At 50.0% G+C, this 15728-nt stretch carries 18 protein-coding genes and 3 pseudogenes; 19 read left to right on the forward strand and 2 right to left on the reverse strand.

Annotated elements, in window-relative coordinates; all coding sequences use genetic code 11:
- Positions 1-100: 100 nt before the first annotated feature.
- From BHE85_RS25695 to BHE85_RS25720, 6 genes and pseudogenes are all read left to right on the forward strand, one after another.
- Positions 101-739, forward strand: a pseudogene (locus BHE85_RS25695) (Dam family site-specific DNA-(adenine-N6)-methyltransferase); the annotation flags it as partial.
- Positions 736-3150 (forward strand): replication endonuclease, encoded by a 2415-nt coding sequence (locus tag BHE85_RS25700; protein WP_000017483.1) that lies wholly within the window; start codon positions 736-738, stop codon positions 3148-3150. The pseudogene BHE85_RS25695 and the gene BHE85_RS25700, both read left to right, overlap by 4 nt.
- Before the next feature lie 153 nt (positions 3151-3303).
- Positions 3304-3492 (forward strand): hypothetical protein, encoded by a 189-nt coding sequence (locus tag BHE85_RS25705; protein ID WP_001154434.1) that lies wholly within the window; start codon positions 3304-3306, stop codon positions 3490-3492.
- A 10-nt stretch (positions 3493-3502) separates the two neighbouring features.
- A complete protein-coding gene (locus tag BHE85_RS25710; protein WP_001217575.1) occupies positions 3503-3736 on the forward strand; it encodes a DinI-like family protein in 234 nt (77 codons plus the stop codon).
- Between the two features lie 292 nt (positions 3737-4028).
- Positions 4029-5678 (forward strand): AAA family ATPase, encoded by a 1650-nt coding sequence (locus BHE85_RS25715; RefSeq protein WP_000960487.1) that lies wholly within the window; start codon positions 4029-4031, stop codon positions 5676-5678.
- Position 5679: 1 nt separating this feature from the next.
- Positions 5680-6543, forward strand: a complete 864-nt coding sequence (locus BHE85_RS25720) for an HNH endonuclease (protein ID WP_005007304.1) — start codon at positions 5680-5682, stop codon at positions 6541-6543.
- Between the two features lie 106 nt (positions 6544-6649).
- Here BHE85_RS25720 and BHE85_RS27960 read toward each other — a convergent pair.
- Positions 6650-7681: pseudogene (locus tag BHE85_RS27960) on the reverse strand (phage portal protein).
- Entirely contained in the window at positions 7681-9447 is a 1767-nt protein-coding gene (locus BHE85_RS25730) for a terminase ATPase subunit family protein (protein WP_001098409.1), read from the reverse strand. Before BHE85_RS25730 ends, BHE85_RS27960 begins: the two are co-directional and overlap by 1 nt.
- Before the next feature lie 142 nt (positions 9448-9589).
- On the opposite strand from BHE85_RS25730, the gene BHE85_RS25735 reads away from it, so the two are divergent.
- The 13 genes and pseudogenes from BHE85_RS25735 to BHE85_RS25795 form a co-directional block, all read left to right on the forward strand.
- Entirely contained in the window at positions 9590-10423 is an 834-nt protein-coding gene (locus tag BHE85_RS25735) for a GPO family capsid scaffolding protein (protein ID WP_000216228.1), read from the forward strand.
- Between the two features lie 16 nt (positions 10424-10439).
- Entirely contained in the window at positions 10440-11498 is a 1059-nt protein-coding gene (locus BHE85_RS25740) for a phage major capsid protein, P2 family (protein WP_000742516.1), read from the forward strand.
- Positions 11499-11501: 3 nt separating this feature from the next.
- Positions 11502-12152, forward strand: a complete 651-nt coding sequence (locus tag BHE85_RS25745; RefSeq protein ID WP_000059212.1) for a phage terminase small subunit — start codon at positions 11502-11504, stop codon at positions 12150-12152.
- A gap of 95 nt (positions 12153-12247) precedes the next feature.
- A pseudogene (locus BHE85_RS25750) lies at positions 12248-12711 on the forward strand (head completion/stabilization protein).
- A complete protein-coding gene (locus BHE85_RS25755; protein WP_000868175.1) occupies positions 12711-12914 on the forward strand; it encodes a tail protein X in 204 nt (67 codons plus the stop codon). The pseudogene BHE85_RS25750 and the gene BHE85_RS25755 overlap by 1 nt, the downstream one beginning before the upstream one ends.
- A gap of 3 nt (positions 12915-12917) precedes the next feature.
- Entirely contained in the window at positions 12918-13133 is a 216-nt protein-coding gene (locus tag BHE85_RS25760; RefSeq protein WP_000171568.1) for an HP1 family phage holin, read from the forward strand.
- A complete protein-coding gene (locus tag BHE85_RS25765) occupies positions 13114-13626 on the forward strand; it encodes a lysozyme (protein ID WP_001069899.1) in 513 nt (170 codons plus the stop codon). The genes BHE85_RS25760 and BHE85_RS25765 overlap by 20 nt, the downstream gene beginning before the upstream one ends.
- Position 13627: 1 nt before the next feature.
- The gene (locus tag BHE85_RS25770; RefSeq protein ID WP_000727857.1) at positions 13628-14005 is read left to right on the forward strand and encodes a DNZ54_00345 family protein; all 378 of its coding nucleotides are present in this window, start codon (positions 13628-13630) and stop codon (positions 14003-14005) included.
- On the forward strand, positions 14002-14430 hold the full coding sequence (lysB, locus tag BHE85_RS25775; protein ID WP_001442125.1) for an Rz-like lysis system protein LysB: 429 nt from the start codon (positions 14002-14004) through the stop codon (positions 14428-14430). The genes BHE85_RS25770 and lysB overlap by 4 nt, the downstream gene beginning before the upstream one ends.
- Positions 14315-14563 (forward strand): Rz1-like lysis system protein LysC, encoded by a 249-nt coding sequence (lysC, locus tag BHE85_RS27965; protein ID WP_223229653.1) that lies wholly within the window; start codon positions 14315-14317, stop codon positions 14561-14563. Before lysB ends, lysC begins: the two co-directional genes overlap by 116 nt.
- On the forward strand, positions 14526-14957 hold the full coding sequence (locus tag BHE85_RS25785) for a phage tail protein (protein WP_001039925.1): 432 nt from the start codon (positions 14526-14528) through the stop codon (positions 14955-14957). Before lysC ends, BHE85_RS25785 begins: the two co-directional genes overlap by 38 nt.
- Entirely contained in the window at positions 14950-15393 is a 444-nt protein-coding gene (locus BHE85_RS25790) for a phage virion morphogenesis protein (RefSeq protein ID WP_000829114.1), read from the forward strand. The genes BHE85_RS25785 and BHE85_RS25790 overlap by 8 nt, the downstream gene beginning before the upstream one ends.
- Before the next feature lie 78 nt (positions 15394-15471).
- Positions 15472-15728 (forward strand): IS1-like element transposase (locus BHE85_RS25795; protein WP_024259250.1); only part of this gene is annotated, 257 nt, incomplete at its 3' end.

Here is a 15728-nt window from a genome sequence, read left to right on the forward strand (position 1 = left end):
AAGACCGCACGAATATAACGGTGGGTTCCCCCCAAACGAATCGGAAAATCGATACTGGAAAAACTCTAACTCGGTGGCCAGTTTTTGTTGACCACTTCACGCCAGAGTTTTATTTGAGATCGCAAACAGGGAGGTGGCTTATTACAACATAAGGCAGGAGTTTAATTACTCAACTGAAATTACTGATTTCATGAAAGCGGTATATTTCCTGTATCTCAATCGTCACGGTTACCGTGGTTTATGTCGCTATAACAAGAGCGGGCATTTCAACATTCCCTACGGCAATTATAAAAATCCGTATTTCCCTGAAAAAGAAATTCGCGCATTTGCAGAAAAAGCCCAGCGAGCAACGTTTATCTGCGCCAGCTTTGATGAAACGCTGGCGATGTTGAAGGCGGGGGATGTGGTGTATTGCGATCCACCGTATGACGGTACGTTTTCCGGCTATCACACTGATGGTTTCACTGAAGATGACCAGTATCACCTAGCATCCGTTCTTGAACATCGGTCATCAGAAGGACATCCGGTCATTGTTTCTAACAGTGACACATCCCTGATCCGTTCGCTGTATCGCAATTTTACTCACCACTATATCAAGGTAAAACGCAGCATCGGTGTGGCAGCTGGCGAGGGTAAATCAGCAACAGAAATCATTGCTGTTTCCGGGCCGCGCTGCTGGGTGGGATTTGATTATTCGCGTGGCGTGGATAGTTCTGCCGTGTACGGAGTACGTGCATGAGCCATGCCGATATGAACAACTGCTGCGGCTTTAACGAGGCTGCCGCAGCGTTCTCATGGAACAGCCCGAAAAAGGCCATTAACCCTTATCTGGACCCGGCGGAAGTTGCGCCGGTTTCTGCGCTTTCAAACCTGATCACTCTGTACGCTGCCGATAACGAGCAGGAACAGTTGCGCCGCGAGGCACTGAGTGATCAGGTCTGGGAGCGTTATTTTTTTTATGAATCACGTGATCCTGTCCAGCACGAAATGGAGCAGGATAAGCTCATTAGCCGGGCAAAGCTGGCGCATGAGCAGCAGCGTTTTAATCCGGATATGGTCATTCTGGCGGACGTCAACGCCCAGCCTTCCCATATCAGCAAGCCGCTGATGCAACGTATTGAATACTTCAGCAGCCTGGGCAGGCCAAAGGCTTATTCCCGCTATTTACGTGAGACGATTAAGCCATGTCTGGAACGACTGGAGCATGTACGCGACAGCCAGCTATCTGCATCTTTTCGTTTTATGGCAAGCCATGTAGGGCTGGACGGCCTGCTGATTCTGCCTGAAATGAGTCAGGATCAGGTGAAACGCCTGTCTACCCTTGTCGCTGCGCATATGAGCATGTGCCTTGATGCAGCTTGTGGTGATTTGTATGCCACCGATGACGTTAAGCCAGAAGAAATCCGCAAGACATGGGAAAAGGTGGCAGCGGAAACCCTGCGTCTGGATGTCATCCCGCCTGCGTTTGAGCAACTCCGTCGGAAAAGAAACCGCCGTAAACCCGTGCCCTATGAACTCATTCCGGGTTCGCTGGCGCGTATGTTGTGCGCCGACTGGTGGTACCGGAAATTATGGAAAATGCGTTGCGAATGGCGGGAAGAGCAGTTGCGTGCTGTCTGCCTGGTCAGCAAAAAAGCATCTCCCTATGTCAGCTATGAAGCCGTGATGCATAAACGTGAGCAGCGCCGCAAGTCATTGGAGTTTTTCCGTTCTCATGAACTGGTGAACGAAGAGGGCGACACGCTGGATATGGAAGACGTGGTAAACGCCAGCAGCAGCAACCCGGCGCACCGCCGCAATGAGATGATGGCCTGTGTTAAAGGTCTGGAGCTTATCGCGGAAATGCGCGGTGACTGCGCCGTTTTCTACACCATTACCTGTCCGTCACGTTTCCATTCCACGCTCAATAACGGCAGACCAAACCCAACCTGGACAAATGCGACGGTAAGACAAAGCAGCGATTATCTGGTCGGCATGTTTGCTGCATTTCGTAAGGCGATGCACAAAGCCGGGTTGCGCTGGTATGGCGTGCGGGTGGCTGAGCCGCATCATGACGGTACAGTTCACTGGCACCTGTTGTGTTTTATGCGCAAAAAAGACCGCCGCGCCATTACTGCATTGTTGCGTAAGTTTGCCATCCGTGAAGACCGCGAGGAACTGGGTAATAACACTGGTCCACGCTTTAAATCTGAGCTGATAAACCCGCGCAAAGGAACGCCGACAAGCTACATCGCGAAATACATCAGTAAGAACATTGACGGGCGTGGTCTGGCTGGCGAGATCAGCAAGGAAACGGGTAAATCCCTGCGTGATAACGCTGAATACGTTAATCCCTGGGCGTCTCTGCATCGTGTTCAGCAATTCCGCTTCTTTGGTATTCCAGGGCGTCAGGCTTACCGTGAACTGCGGTTGTTGGCTGGTCAGGCGGCAAGGCAGCAGGGTGACAAAAAAGCAGGTGCGCCGGTACTGGATAACCCGCGCCTTGATGCCATCCTGGCTGCTGCTGATGCTGGCTGTTTTGCCACCTACATTATGAGGCAGGGCGGCGTGCTGGTTCCTCGCAAATATCACTTGATCAGAACCGCTTATGAAATCAATGAAGAGCCGACCGCCTATGGCGATCACGGTATTCGTATTTATGGCATCTGGTCACCCATTGCAGAAGGCAAGATCTGCACTCATGCAGTGAAGTGGAAAATGGTTCGTAAAGCCGTTGACGTTCAGGAGGCGGCAGCCGACCAGGGCGCTTGCGCCCCTTGGACTCGTGGCAATAACTGTCTCCTTGCTGAAAATTTGAACCAACAGGAGAAAGATAAATCAGCTGATGGGAACCCCAGAACGGACATTACCAGCATGGATGACAAGGAGTTGCACGATTACCTGCACAGTATGAGCAAAAAAGAGCGCCGGGAACTGGCAGCAAGGTTACGCCTGGTGAAACCGAAACGGCGTAAAGACTACAAACAGCGAATTACAGACCATCAGCGACTGCAGCTCGTGTATGAGCTGAAGTCCAGAGGATTTGATGGCAGCGAGAAAGAGGTCGATTTACTCCTTCGCGGAGGCAGTATTCCGTCAGGAGCAGGCCTGCGTATCTTCTATCGGAACCAGCGTTTGCAGGAAGATGATCAGTGGCGGAACCTGTATTAATTACGCGGGTTAACAATTCGTGCTCTTAATAATACCAGGCATATCAGGCTGATGAACGTAAAAAAACGTTTTACATCAGTAAGATTATTATATGCTGTAAATATAAACAGTGGTTATGCATACAGTATTGCGTGTGGTGTCATAGGAGGAAAGATGCAGGACTATTTTTTGGAGTCTTTGAAGCTCCAGCGCATTGATTTTTTTCTTAAGCTTGTAGCGGCTAGTGAGTGTAGTGATGAAGAGAAGGGGCTGGCTCTGCAGTGGGTTTCTGAATTGACTGATGAACTCATGGCAAAAATCAGAACCCACGAATACAACCGCTCAATGGATGTCATCAGCTGAGGTGACTTTTATGCGCATTGAAATAATGATCGATAAAGAGCAGAAGATTAGCCAGTCTACCCTGGACGCTCTTGAATCCGAGCTTTACCGCAATCTGCGCCCTCTGTATCCCAAAACGGTAATTCGTATCCGCAAAGGTAGCTCTAACGGTGTGGAACTTACTGGATTGCAACTGGACGAAGAAAGAAAACAAGTGATGAAAATTATGCAGAAGGTGTGGGAAGACGACAGCTGGCTGCATTAAGAAACGTTGCTGGCGTCTGAACTAGCTTCTGGCGTCAGCAAGGTTGAACAACGAGCCCTTGCGAGGCGTTAGCTCTGTAGTGCATGTCTATGCCGCATGAGATCGCATGATCGTTTGAGGATCGTTTTTGCTAAGGCCCGCCAGAACTGGCGGGCTTTTGCGTAGATCATGCAGGTGCATGAAAACCTCTACATAAAGCGGGCAGGCGTGGCGGGGATACGATTGCGCGCTAGGTATAAGTGTGTAAAATAATTCCAAAATAAATCATCACTAATGAAGTGAGAGGGTAATAATGTTAGTCAAGAAAAATAAAAATTATAGTTTATATTTTTTAATTACAAATAATCAACAGATATCTGATTCTGGTAATTATATAAAAATAGTCCCATCAAGAAGCGATTGGAATGATTTTGGATATTTGAGTAGAGTCGAAATATCTATTTTTAATAAAAAAGAGTGTAAGGATATAATTTCACTGAATGGTTATATTGGTTTTTTGAATTCAGAGGAGGAACGAAATGGAAAAGCAGAACTGATAAGGCGAGTGAAGAAAAAGGAAGAATCTAATTTAAAGGATGAGGGGTTTAATGATTATTTTGTCATGCTTCAGGATATGAATAATTATCGAAGACTAGTAAGATTTTTTGGGGTGAATGAATCCAAATATATATTAAATTTCATTAATGATGTTGTTTCTAAGAAAAGTGACGCTAGTGCAGAGAATTTGAGGAAAAAAGCAATCTCTTCTGATATCTTTAATAAATCTTTCATTAGAGAGTCTGAGTCGTATTTTACTTTCAAAAATGCAGGAACAGTTCTTTCCGGTATTCAATATGAGGAGTTGGGTAATTTATCACAGCACATCAAGATTAGCTATTCGAATAAAGTTAATGAAGAAGATGTATCTTATGTTTTTAATTTTGATCACGAGCATGATTTACCAAAAAGAATTTCCATAATTATAGGCGAGAATGGTGTAGGAAAAAGCCAAACGCTTAGAGAAATCGCATTGGCTGCGATTAAAGGAAAGGATAATTTGGTGGCTGTAGTTGATTCTAACGGTGTGAGCATTGAAGAACGAATTCAAATTAGTAGGCTCATTGCTTTTTCTCCAACAAATGAAAGTAAGTGTTCATTTCCAACCGATAAAAGAATAAAATCATTGATATGGTACAAAAGATTGACTTTAAATCGTGAATCAAAATCCAAATTAAACTTGAATGATTTAATAGTGCAACTAGCGAGGAGTAACGACGCTATCGGCTATAATCAAAGGTGGAATATATTTGTTGATGCACTGAGTGTTCTAAATAGTAACAACGATTTAGTAATCAAATGTGGCGGTGAAAATTCACCATTTGTTAAATTAAATGAGCTTAATTCTCGAGGCGAAGAATCTAGACTATCATTATATTCTGAAATTATTCTCTCTGGCGAGCCTTTGAGGCTTATTGAAAATAAATGTTACCCTTTGAGTAGTGGGGAAATATCGTTTATTAAGTTTTGTGTACAAGTCTGTTTGTATATTGAGAATGGGACTCTTCTATTAATAGATGAGCCAGAAACACATCTCCATCCTTCATTTATTAATAAATTTATGGCATTGCTTGATAATTTATTAGAAAAGACAGGCTCTTCAGCTATCATAGCAACGCATTCGGTTTATCTTGTTCGGGAGGTTTTTAAGGAGCAAGTGACAATACTCAGAAGACGAGATGATGGGGTAATTGTTAGCGAAAAACCGAGATTGAGTACTTTTGGGGCGAATATAGGAAATATCTCATATTTTGTTTTCGGTGAGAGTGAACCAACTCAAATTTTAAATAAAGTAAAAAACAATATAATTGCAAAGAATATGTCTTGGGATGATGTTGAATCTAAATATAGCGAGGACTTATCACTTAATGTATTAACTGCGTTGAGAAATGAAATGGGCAATTGAAATGAATAAATTAAAAAGACCTGTTTTTAAAGATTATTCTGCATTTAAAAAACTATCTGCAAATAAGAGATTAAAACATCATTCTGTTCTGAATGGACAGGATACATTTATACTTAATGCATATAGATCGTACATAAAGAATAAAGGGTATCTTAATGTCAATTCTTGTGGCGTATTGAGTAACAATATTGCTGAAGCTTTGAGATATTATTATAACAATCCCGCAAAGTGTTTATCTATAATTGATGATATAAGAGCAGCTAATTCTAACTCTCTATGTCCAATGTGTGGTTCAATGCATAGCGGGACTTTGGATCATGTTTTACCCAAGGAAAACTATCCAGAATTTTCTTTATTCACTAAGAATTTGGTTCCTGCTTGCAAATGTAATACTTTCAAAAGTACTACTATAGCTAATTCTGCAGGCCATCGGATGCTGCATCCATATTTTGATAATATATTAAAACAAAGATTAATATGTGCTAATTTTTCTAAATTAGGGCGAACACCTACAATTGATGTAAAAATCATAATTGACCCAATGTCACCAGAATATAACAATGTTAAGTATCATCTTGATAATGTTGTTATCAAGAATAATATTAAGGGGTATTTGTCTGAACAATGGGAGTCGTTTTACTTATATCCTGAGCTTGTTATTAGAGGACTGAATAAGAGTCTTTCTACTTATAGCGATGTATATGAGTTGTTGACTCGCGAGTTGTTGCTGTTGGATGAAAAACATAAAGGTAAAAATAATTGGAATTCGGTTTTTGTAGCTGGGTTAATTCGACCTGATGTGATTAGGTGGATACTCTGTGAATTACATTTAGGTAACAGAAGTCCAGACGGTCGTCTCATATGATTTTTTGCATCTTCAGCGTGTATCTGCACGCTGAAGAAATTCATAAAAACTGCTGGCTATTAATAAATTTTTTAGCTGTGTTAAAGAACCTCATTTAGTGATTACGTTAAGTAGCTAGTTTATAACTATCAAATTTAACAATGTTCTCACTTACCAATTTATTTATTTCCATCATTCTTTTTTGTAACGGTATTAACTCGTTACGTACAAACTCCAGGCTCGCCTTCTCCACATCCCCAAACCCCCCGACATTATTAGGCATAATCCCCATCATTTGCGGTGGCACACGATGCGCCGCCATCATGTCATCCCGGCTCACGTTCTTGATGTTCAGAAACTCATCCTTCGCCGCGACTTCTGACAACGGGATGATCTGAAGCCCGTCCTTTTTGCCGTTAGGCGAGTACATAAACAGATTGCGGAAGTTACCTGGTCCTTTGGCGCTTTTCATCGCATTGCGGAGGTTGTTCACATCCTCCTGGTTTTGCGCGGCATCGGTCATGTACATGATGAAGCCTGCATGACTGCCGTTAATGTAATACTATCGGCGGAACAGCGTGGCGGACTCGTTGAGCAGGGCTGACGGAATGGCAGAAAGGTAACCTGGCAGGCCGTAGATCTCTTGGTTGATGTCCGGTTCCATCAGATGAAAGATGCTTCCTTTCGTGAACTGATACGGCTGCGTGGTCATGCCGTATTGCACAAACCAGTAGGTATCCAGGTCTAATCCGCGTCGGGTGTATTTTGCCAGAGCAGGCTCAAGAGCGATGACCTCTCCGAACCGGTTTGTGCGTTTCTCCAGGTAAGCGTTACCAAATACCAGATAATCCTGCACAAAACGTGAAAAAGCCTGCTGGCTGAGCAGCGGGTGAGGGATGTAGGTACTGATCAGAATGTTGCATTTCACCGCAATTGGTGAACTGTGATGCACGGCGGCGCGGAAGGTGCGCGCCAGTCCGTCAAAACTCACTGGCGGCTCATACCAGCGATCTGTCTGTACGCATTCCACATAGTCCAGTAGTTCACGGCGGTCCAGAACCGGAACGGGATCGCCGAAGCTGAATGCTTCGGCTGAAGTCTGGTTTTTATGCTGGGTCTGTTTCGTCGCCGCAGCGCGGTTCTTCTTACTCTTTCCCATCAAAAAATCTCCACAATATTGCTGGTATTGGCGGACTCGCCCTGCAGCGGTTCGTTAAACAGTGCGTGCATTGTTGCCCAGGCCAGATCGGCATGGCTGGCTTCTTCGCTGCGGCTGGCTTCATAGGTCGGGCGGTTGCCGCTGGCGGTGGTGGCGCGACGGATTGCCATGAATGACTGCGCAATGTCGGTGTGCCCGGCGTCAAACTCAAGACGGCGGTGGCTGATAATGTCGTAGGCCTTGAGTACCAGGGCGTTTTTAACGTTGGGGTTGTAGACAAACTCCCGGACGGCAGGAAAAAACGCTTTCACGTTCTCGTAAACCCCGTGACCAACGCCGGTTGAGTCGATGCCGATATAGGTCACGTTGTACTGTTCAGTCAGTTTTTTGATGGCGTCAGCCTGGGCGCGAAAGTCCATTCCGCGCCACTGGTGACGCTCAAGAATGCGGAACTTACCGCCTGGCACGGCTGGCGGTGCCACCACCACGCATCCGGCGCTGTCGCCGTTCTGCGTACCTTTTGCCGGGTCATAACCGATCCACACTTCGCGCCAGCCAAACGGGCGCAGGGCCAGTGCATGAAAGTCGGTCCAGACTTCCCAGCTGTCCACCATGCACGCCTGCAATTCGCTGAGCGGGAACACGGACGCGAGATCGTCCACGAACTCGCACATCAGCAGGTTCTGGTATTCGTCAGGGCTGTACTCCATGCGCAACTGGTCAAGGTCGAACAGGTTACAGGCGCCGCGCACCGCATCTTCCACGGTGACTATCTGGCGGTATTGCCCGTCTGCGCACAGCCGGCCGGGGGCCAGATTGCTGTGGGACAGGTCGATGTCCACCTTGTCAGCTTTGTTGCGCCCACGGTTGAACAGCGCACCGGACCAGAACGGATAAGCACTGTGGGTCAGACTGGATGGTGTGGAAAAATAGGTCTGCCGCCATTTCTTGTGAATAGCCATACCGGAAGCCACTTTGCGTAGCTCCTGAAATTTCGGTATCCAGAAATATTCATCCAGATACAGGTTACCGTGATAACTCTGGGCAGTGCGGGCATTGGTGCCGAGGAAATACAGTGTGGCCCCGTTGGGAAGCACCATCGGATCGCCTTTCAGCTCCACCTCCACTTCTTTGGCAAAGTCGATGATGTACTGTTTGAAGACGTGGGCCTGTGCCTTACTGGCAGAAAGGAAAATCTGGTTACGTCCGGTAAGCAGGGCGTCAATCAGGGCTTCACGGGCAAAATAGAAGGTCGCGCCGATCTGGCGTGACTTCAGCAGGTTGCGGATGCGGTTGGTTTTTCCGGCTTCCCACCAGTGGCGCTGGTAGTTGAACATGGAGGAATGGAAAATTTTTTCCAGCTTCTCAATCTGGTCATCGGTGAAAACATTCTTTTCAGGCTGACGGCGTGGGCCTTTGTTGCGGTTGGCGACGTTAGGGTTTAAGTCGGCTTCGTTGCCGCCATTGTTAAACTTGCCGATCCGCGCGTGGCGCTCAGACTGGCGCGCCAGCAGGTCAATCTCTTTGAAATCTTTCCCTTCTTTGTGCTCCTTCATGATGAGCTGGCAGTAGCGTGCGGCGGTGGTGAGCTGCATCTGATCCAGAGGCCCATAGTCACCCCACTTGTCGCGTTTTTTCCAGCTGTGAACGGTTGCAACTTTCTCGCCCAGCATTTCAGCAATGCGGGCTACGCGGTATCCCTGAAAGTACAGCAGCATGGCCTGCCGACGGGGATCGAGATCTGCGGGTGTCAGTGTGGTGTTCATGGCACAAACCTACAGCCTTGAATGAAGGCTTTCCCCGCCTGCGGTTTGTGTGGTTGTCGGTACAAATACCGCGCATTGTTTCACTGCCCCTATCACCGCAACCATAAGGCTCCAGTAAGTTTTTTCTAACGGAGCACGGCTCATGACAGTGAAAGCAAAGCGTTTTCGCATCGGGGTGGAAGGTGCCACCACCGACGGACGCGAAATCCAGCGTGAATGGCTGGAACAGATGGCAGCCAGCTATAACCCGGCGGTGTATACCGCGCTGATTAACCTTGAGCACATCAAGTCTTATCTGCCGGACAGCACCTTTAACCGCTACGGCAAGGTGACGGCGCTGTTTGCTGAAGAAATCACGGAAGGTCCGCTGGCAGGCAAGATGGCGCTGTATGCTGACGTTGAGCCAACGGAGTCCCTGGTGGAACTGGTGAAAAAAGGCCAGAAATTATTCACCTTTATGGAAGTCAGCCCGAAGTTCGCTGATACGGGCAAAGCCTACCTAGTCGGCCTGGCTGCCACTGATGACCCTGCCAGTCTGGGCACTGAAATGCTGACATTCAGCGCCAGTGCAGCCCATAACCCGCTGGCAAACCGCAAGCAGAATCCCGCCAATCTCTTTACCGCCGCAGAGGAAACGGTGATCGAACTGGAAGAAGTCCAGGACGACAAACCGTCCCTGTTTGCCCGCGTCACGGCGCTGTTTACCAAAAAAGAGCAGTCCGATGACGCCCGGTTCTCTGATGTGCATAAGGCCGTGGAGCTGGTCGCCACTGAGCAGCAGAACCTGAGCGCACGCACCGAAAAATCCCTGTCTGAGCAGGAAGAACGCCTGTCTGAGCTGGAGACTGCCCTGCAGGCACAGCAAACCGCCTTTAACGAACTGGTGGACAAGCTGAGTCATGAAGACAGCCGCCAGGACTACCGCCAGCGTGCAACAGGCGGTAACGCCCCCGCTGACACTCTGACCAATTGCTGATGGAGCACAAAACCTGATGAAGAAGAATACCCGCTTTGCTTTTAACGCTTACCTGCAGCAACTGGCGCGTCTGAACGGTGTGGCAGTTGAAGAACTGTCCAGCAAGTTCACCGTAGAGCCGTCCGTGCAGCAGACGCTGGAAGACCAGATCCAGCAGTCCGCCGCTTTCCTGACTCTGATTAACGTCACGCCAGTGACTGAGCAGTCCGGTCAGCTGCTGGGGTTGGGAGTTGGCAGCACCATTGCCGGAACCACTGATACCACTGCGAAAGAGCGTGAACCTGTCGATCCGACGCTGATGGTCGATGTGGAATATAAATGCGAGCAGACCAACTTTGACACGGTGCTGACCTACGCGAAGCTGGACCTGTGGGCGAAGTTTCAGGATTTTCAGGTGCGTATCCGTGACGCCATCGTGAAACGTCAGGCACTGGACCGCATCATGATCGGCTTTAATGGCGTGAAGCGTGCGAAAACCTCCAACCGTAGCGAAAACCCGCTGCTGCAGGATGTGAATAAAGGCTGGCTGCAGAAAATCCGTGAGGATGCACCGGATCACGTCATGGGCAGCACCACCACGGGCGGTGAAACCACACCGGGCGCAGTGAAAGTCGGGAAAGGTGGCGAATATGCCAACCTGGACGCCGTGGTGATGGATGCCGTCAATGAGCTTATCGACGTGGTCTACCAGGACGATGACGATCTGGTGGTGATTTGCGGTCGTGAACTGCTGTCTGACAAGTATTTCCCGCTGGTCAACAAAGAGCAGGAAAACAGTGAAAAACTGGCTGCCGATATGATCATCAGTCAGAAACGCATGGGTGGCCTGCAGGCCGTGCGTGCGCCGTTCTTCCCGCCGAATGCGCTGCTGATCACCCGTCTGGATAACCTGTCCATCTACTGGCAGGAAGACACCCGCCGCCGTTCAGTTATCGACAACCCGAAACGTGACCGGATTGAAAACTTTGAATCCGTTAACGAAGCCTATGTGGTTGAGGACTACCGCTGCGCCGCACTGGTGGAAAACATCCAGATTAGTGATTTCAGCGCCGCCGCAGCCGAAACCGGAGCGTAATCCATGAGCCTGAGTCCCGCACGGCAGCATCGCCTGCGCGTTCAGGCTGAACAGGCCGTCCGTGAGGGTGGCAGTGTTCGCCACGCATCGGGCTATGACCTGATGCTGCTGCAACTGGCGGAAGACCGCCGCCGTCTCAAGGGCGTTCAGTCCACGGTCAAAAAAGCGGAAATCAAAGTGGAGCTGCTGCCGAAGTACGCCGCCTGGGCGGAGGGTGTCCTGGCTGCCGGAGGCGCTCAACAGGATGACGTGCTGATGTACGTGATGTTGTGGCGCATTGATGCCGGAGATTATGCCGGGGCGCTGGAGATCGGGCGTCATGCCCTGCGTCATGGATGGGTGATGCCGCTGGGCAACCGCAACGTGCAGACCGTGCTGACAGAGGAAATGGCAGATGCAGCGCAGAGCGCAATGCTTGCCGCCACCGGCTTTGATGCCGATCTGTTGCTGCAGACGCTGGAGCTGACAGACGGTCTGGATATGCCGGACCAGTCACGGGCACGTCTGCATAAAGCGATTGGCGCGGTCCTGAGTGAAAGCAATCCGGCTTCCGCCCTTAATCATCTCAACCATGCGTTACAGCTCGATCCCCGCTGTGGCGTGAAAAAAGACAAACAGCAGCTGGAGCGCAGACTGCGCAATGACAGCCGCTGACAGAACGTGCCCCCGCGCACGGGCGGCACGGGGTGGCGAAAGGCACAGCCACATCAAAACCCCGTCCACCGCCCTTTATTTCAGGAGAAAGCAGCATGAAGTTTGTTGCGCCAGAACAGGCACCGGAACAGGCGGAAATCATTAGAAATACGCCGTTCTGGCCTGATGTGGACCTGTCGGAGTTTCGCAGTGTCATGCGCACTGACGGCACGGTGACGCAGCCGCGTTTAAAGCAGGTTGCACTGTCGGCAATTTCGGAGGTTAACGCAGAGCTGTATGAGTTTCGCAGACGCAGCAGATGCTGGGGTATGCGTCGCTGGCTGAGGTTCCGGCGGAACAGCTGGACGGGAAAAGTGAGCGCATTCAGCACTATTTCAACGCGGTTTACTGCTGGGCTCGCGCCATGCTCAACGAACGTTTCCAGGACTATGACGCCACGGCATCCGGTGCGAAGCGGGGCGAAGAACTGGCGGAAGCAAGCGGTGATTTGTGGCGTGACGCCCGCTGGGCCATCAGCCGGGTGCAGGACGCGCCGCACTGCACAGTGGAGCTTATCTGATGAAAGTGCGTGCGCATCAGTATGACACGGTGGACGCGCTTTGCTGGCGTCATTACGGGCGCACGCAGGGTGTCACGGAGCAGGTACTGAAGGCAAATCCGGGGCTTGCCGAATACGGCCCCTTTTTACCTCACGGGCTGCAGGTGGAGCTGCCGGACATTCCGACCACCACCACCGTGCAGACCGTCCAGCTATGGGACTGAATTATGACGCTTGAGCGAATCAGCGCCTTTATCACGTATTGCATCGCCGTCGTGCTGGCCTGGCTGGGCGATTTGTCCATCAAGGATGCCTCAACGCTGGGCGGCCTGATGATTGGTGTGCTGATGCTGGCTATCAACTGGTACTACAAACACAAAGCCTACCAGCTTCTGCGCGACGGGCAGATCTCGCGGGAGGACTATGAATCCATCAATCGTTAAACGCTGCCTTGTCGGGGCCGTGCTGGCTATTGCTGCCACGCTGCCGGGTTTTCAGCAGCTTCACACCTCCGTGGAGGGACTGAAACTGATTGCCGATTACGAAGGTTGTCGTCTGCAGCCGTATCAGTGCAGCGCGGGTGTCTGGACCGACGGTATTGGTAATACGTCGGGCGTCATTCCCGGCAAAACCATTACGGAGCGACAGGCAGCAGAAGGGCTGATCTCCAACGTGCTGCGTGTGGAGCGGGCGCTGGAAAAGTGTGTGAAGCAACAGCCGCCGCAGAAGGTGTATGACGCTGCGGTGTCGTTTGCCTTCAACGTGGGTACGGGCAATGCCTGCAGTTCCACGCTGGTGAAATTGCTCAATCAGCGGCGCTGGGCGGATGCGTGCCGACAGTTGCCGCGCTGGGTTTATGTGAAAGGTGTTTTTAATCAGGGGCTGGATAACCGCCGTGCGCGGGAGATGGCCTGGTGTTTACAGGGAGCAAACTGAAATGAAAAAGAAATTAATCAGCGGGCTGTTTCTGATGTTATGGATGGCGCTGTTAATCGCAGCAATGGTGTATCCGCAGGGGATTTTTCCGGTACTGGCAGCGTCCGGCGTTTGGGTAGCCTGTTTACTGACATGGGCGGTAATTCCGGTAGCACTGGCTTCGTTAATTAAGAATGGCCCGCTCTGGCAGGAGTTGAGGGCATCTTTACTGAAGACAATTACCCGAAAAGAAAACGTATTTATCAGCTGGGTGATACGATTGCTGATTGTCGTCAGTCTCGCCTGGACGGGGTGGGCCATTACCCTGGTCTTTTATCTGCTGACCGTTATTGCCTTCTGGATCACCCATAATCAGATGGCGCAACAGGTAGCCGCATGAACCGGTTGCTGCTGGTTGTGCTGGCGTTATTATTGGCGGCGCTGGGCTGGCAGACGTGGCGGCTGGCTGATGCCAGCCAGACCATCAGCACGCAGGCAGACGAGCTGCAGAGCAAAAGCCAGGCACTGGCAAAGAGCAACAGCCAGCTTATCAGCCTGTCCATTCTGACTGAAACCAATAACCGGGAGCAGGCGCGGCTCTATGCCGAAGCAGAACAGACCAGTGTACTGCTGAGACAACGACAACGCCGGATTGAGGAACTGAAACGTGAGAACGAGGATTTACGTCGCTGGGCTGATACTCCTTTGCCTGCTGACATTATCCGGCTGCGGGAACGTCCGGCACTCACCGGAGGTGCAGCTTACCGTCAGTGGTTGTCCGCGAGTGACGCCGTGTCGGCTGGAGCAGGCAGCGCCGCGCACTAACGGTGATCTGAATGCGTTGCTGGATGAAACGGAGGCCGCCTGGGCGGTCTGTGCAGACAAAGTGGACATGATTATTGCGTGTCAGGAGCGAAACAGTGAACAAACCACAATCCCTGCGCCACGCCCTCAATAAAGCAGTGCCTTATGTCCGTAATAACCCGGACAAACTGCATCTGTTTGTGGATAACGGTTCGCTGGTTGCCTCCGGGGCTAGCTCCATGTCATGGGAGTACCGCTACACCCTGAACGTGGTGATTGAAGATTTCAGCGGCGACCAGAATCTGCTGATGGCCCCGGTTTTGCTGTGGCTGCGGGATAACCAGCCCGATGCGATCAATAACCCGGCGTTACGGGAAAAGCTATTCACCTTTGAGGTGGATATTCTGCGCAACGATGTCTGTGATATCAGCCTTAACCTGCAACTGACGGAGCGTGTGCTGGTCAGCACTGACGGCAGTGTGTCGAACGTTGAAGCGGTAGCGGAACCTGATGAACCTGAAGAAATGTGGACGGTGAAACGTGGCTGAATTGCAGAAGGTGGACGACTGGCTGAGTGCATTATTGGCGAATCTGGAGCCAGCCGCAAGAAGCCGCATGATGCGCCAGCTGGCGCAGGAACTGCGCCGGACACAGCAGCAGAACATCAGGATGCAGCGCAATCCTGATGGCAGCAGTTATGAGCCGCGCAGGGTAACAGCACGCAGCAAAAAGGGGTGCATCAAACGTCAGATGTTTACAAAGCTGCGCACCACAAAATACCTGAAAACTGCAGCCAGCGCCGATTCTGCCAGCGTACAGTTTGAAGGTAGGGTGCAGCGCATTGCCCGTATTCACCATTACGGCTTGAGTGATCGCGTCAGTCGAAAAGGTATTTATACCATCTATGCGAAAAGGCAGTTATTAGGTTTTAATGTCCAATCTATTGAGTTAATTGAAAGAATGTTCATTAAAAACCTAACTTGATTTTTATTTGTTTTCAATTGAGTGGTAATGCTGCCAACTTACTGATTTAGTGTATGATGGTGATTTTAAGGTGCTTGCGTGGCTTCCATTTCCATCAGATGTCCTTCCTGCTCCGCTACTGAAGGCGTGGTGCGTAACGGCAAAAGCACTGCCGGACATCAGCGCTATCTCTGCTCTCATTGCCGTAAAACATGGCAACTACAGTTCACTTACACCGCCTCTCAGCCCGGTACGCACCAGAAAATCATTGATATGGCCATGAATGGCGTCGGATGTCGCGCCAGTGCACGCATTATGGGCGTTGGCCTCAACACGGTTTTACGTCACTTAAAAAA

Source organism: Shigella sp. FC1567 (genome assembly GCF_001743015.1).
Classification (GTDB): domain Bacteria; phylum Pseudomonadota; class Gammaproteobacteria; order Enterobacterales; family Enterobacteriaceae; genus Escherichia; species Escherichia coli.

What these genes read in the sequence shown, in the direction of transcription:
- BHE85_RS25760 (WP_000171568.1), top strand. Translation starts at nt 12,918, where the DNA reads ATGACGCTTGAGCGAATCAGCGCCTTTATCACGTATTGCATCGCCGTC.
- BHE85_RS25700 (WP_000017483.1), top strand. Translation starts at nt 736, where the DNA reads ATGAGCCATGCCGATATGAACAACTGCTGCGGCTTTAACGAGGCTGCC.
- BHE85_RS25730 (WP_001098409.1), bottom strand. Translation starts at nt 9,447, where the DNA reads ATGAACACCACACTGACACCCGCAGATCTCGATCCCCGTCGGCAGGCC.
- BHE85_RS25740 (WP_000742516.1), top strand. Translation starts at nt 10,440, where the DNA reads ATGAAGAAGAATACCCGCTTTGCTTTTAACGCTTACCTGCAGCAACTG.
- BHE85_RS25720 (WP_005007304.1), top strand. Translation starts at nt 5,680, where the DNA reads ATGAATAAATTAAAAAGACCTGTTTTTAAAGATTATTCTGCATTTAAA.
- BHE85_RS25745 (WP_000059212.1), top strand. Translation starts at nt 11,502, where the DNA reads ATGAGCCTGAGTCCCGCACGGCAGCATCGCCTGCGCGTTCAGGCTGAA.
- BHE85_RS25765 (WP_001069899.1), top strand. Translation starts at nt 13,114, where the DNA reads ATGAATCCATCAATCGTTAAACGCTGCCTTGTCGGGGCCGTGCTGGCT.
- BHE85_RS25710 (WP_001217575.1), top strand. Translation starts at nt 3,503, where the DNA reads ATGCGCATTGAAATAATGATCGATAAAGAGCAGAAGATTAGCCAGTCT.
- BHE85_RS25715 (WP_000960487.1), top strand. Translation starts at nt 4,029, where the DNA reads ATGTTAGTCAAGAAAAATAAAAATTATAGTTTATATTTTTTAATTACA.
- BHE85_RS25735 (WP_000216228.1), top strand. Translation starts at nt 9,590, where the DNA reads ATGACAGTGAAAGCAAAGCGTTTTCGCATCGGGGTGGAAGGTGCCACC.
- BHE85_RS25755 (WP_000868175.1), top strand. Translation starts at nt 12,711, where the DNA reads ATGAAAGTGCGTGCGCATCAGTATGACACGGTGGACGCGCTTTGCTGG.
- BHE85_RS25770 (WP_000727857.1), top strand. Translation starts at nt 13,628, where the DNA reads ATGAAAAAGAAATTAATCAGCGGGCTGTTTCTGATGTTATGGATGGCG.
- BHE85_RS25705 (WP_001154434.1), top strand. Translation starts at nt 3,304, where the DNA reads ATGCAGGACTATTTTTTGGAGTCTTTGAAGCTCCAGCGCATTGATTTT.
- lysB (WP_001442125.1), top strand. Translation starts at nt 14,002, where the DNA reads ATGAACCGGTTGCTGCTGGTTGTGCTGGCGTTATTATTGGCGGCGCTG.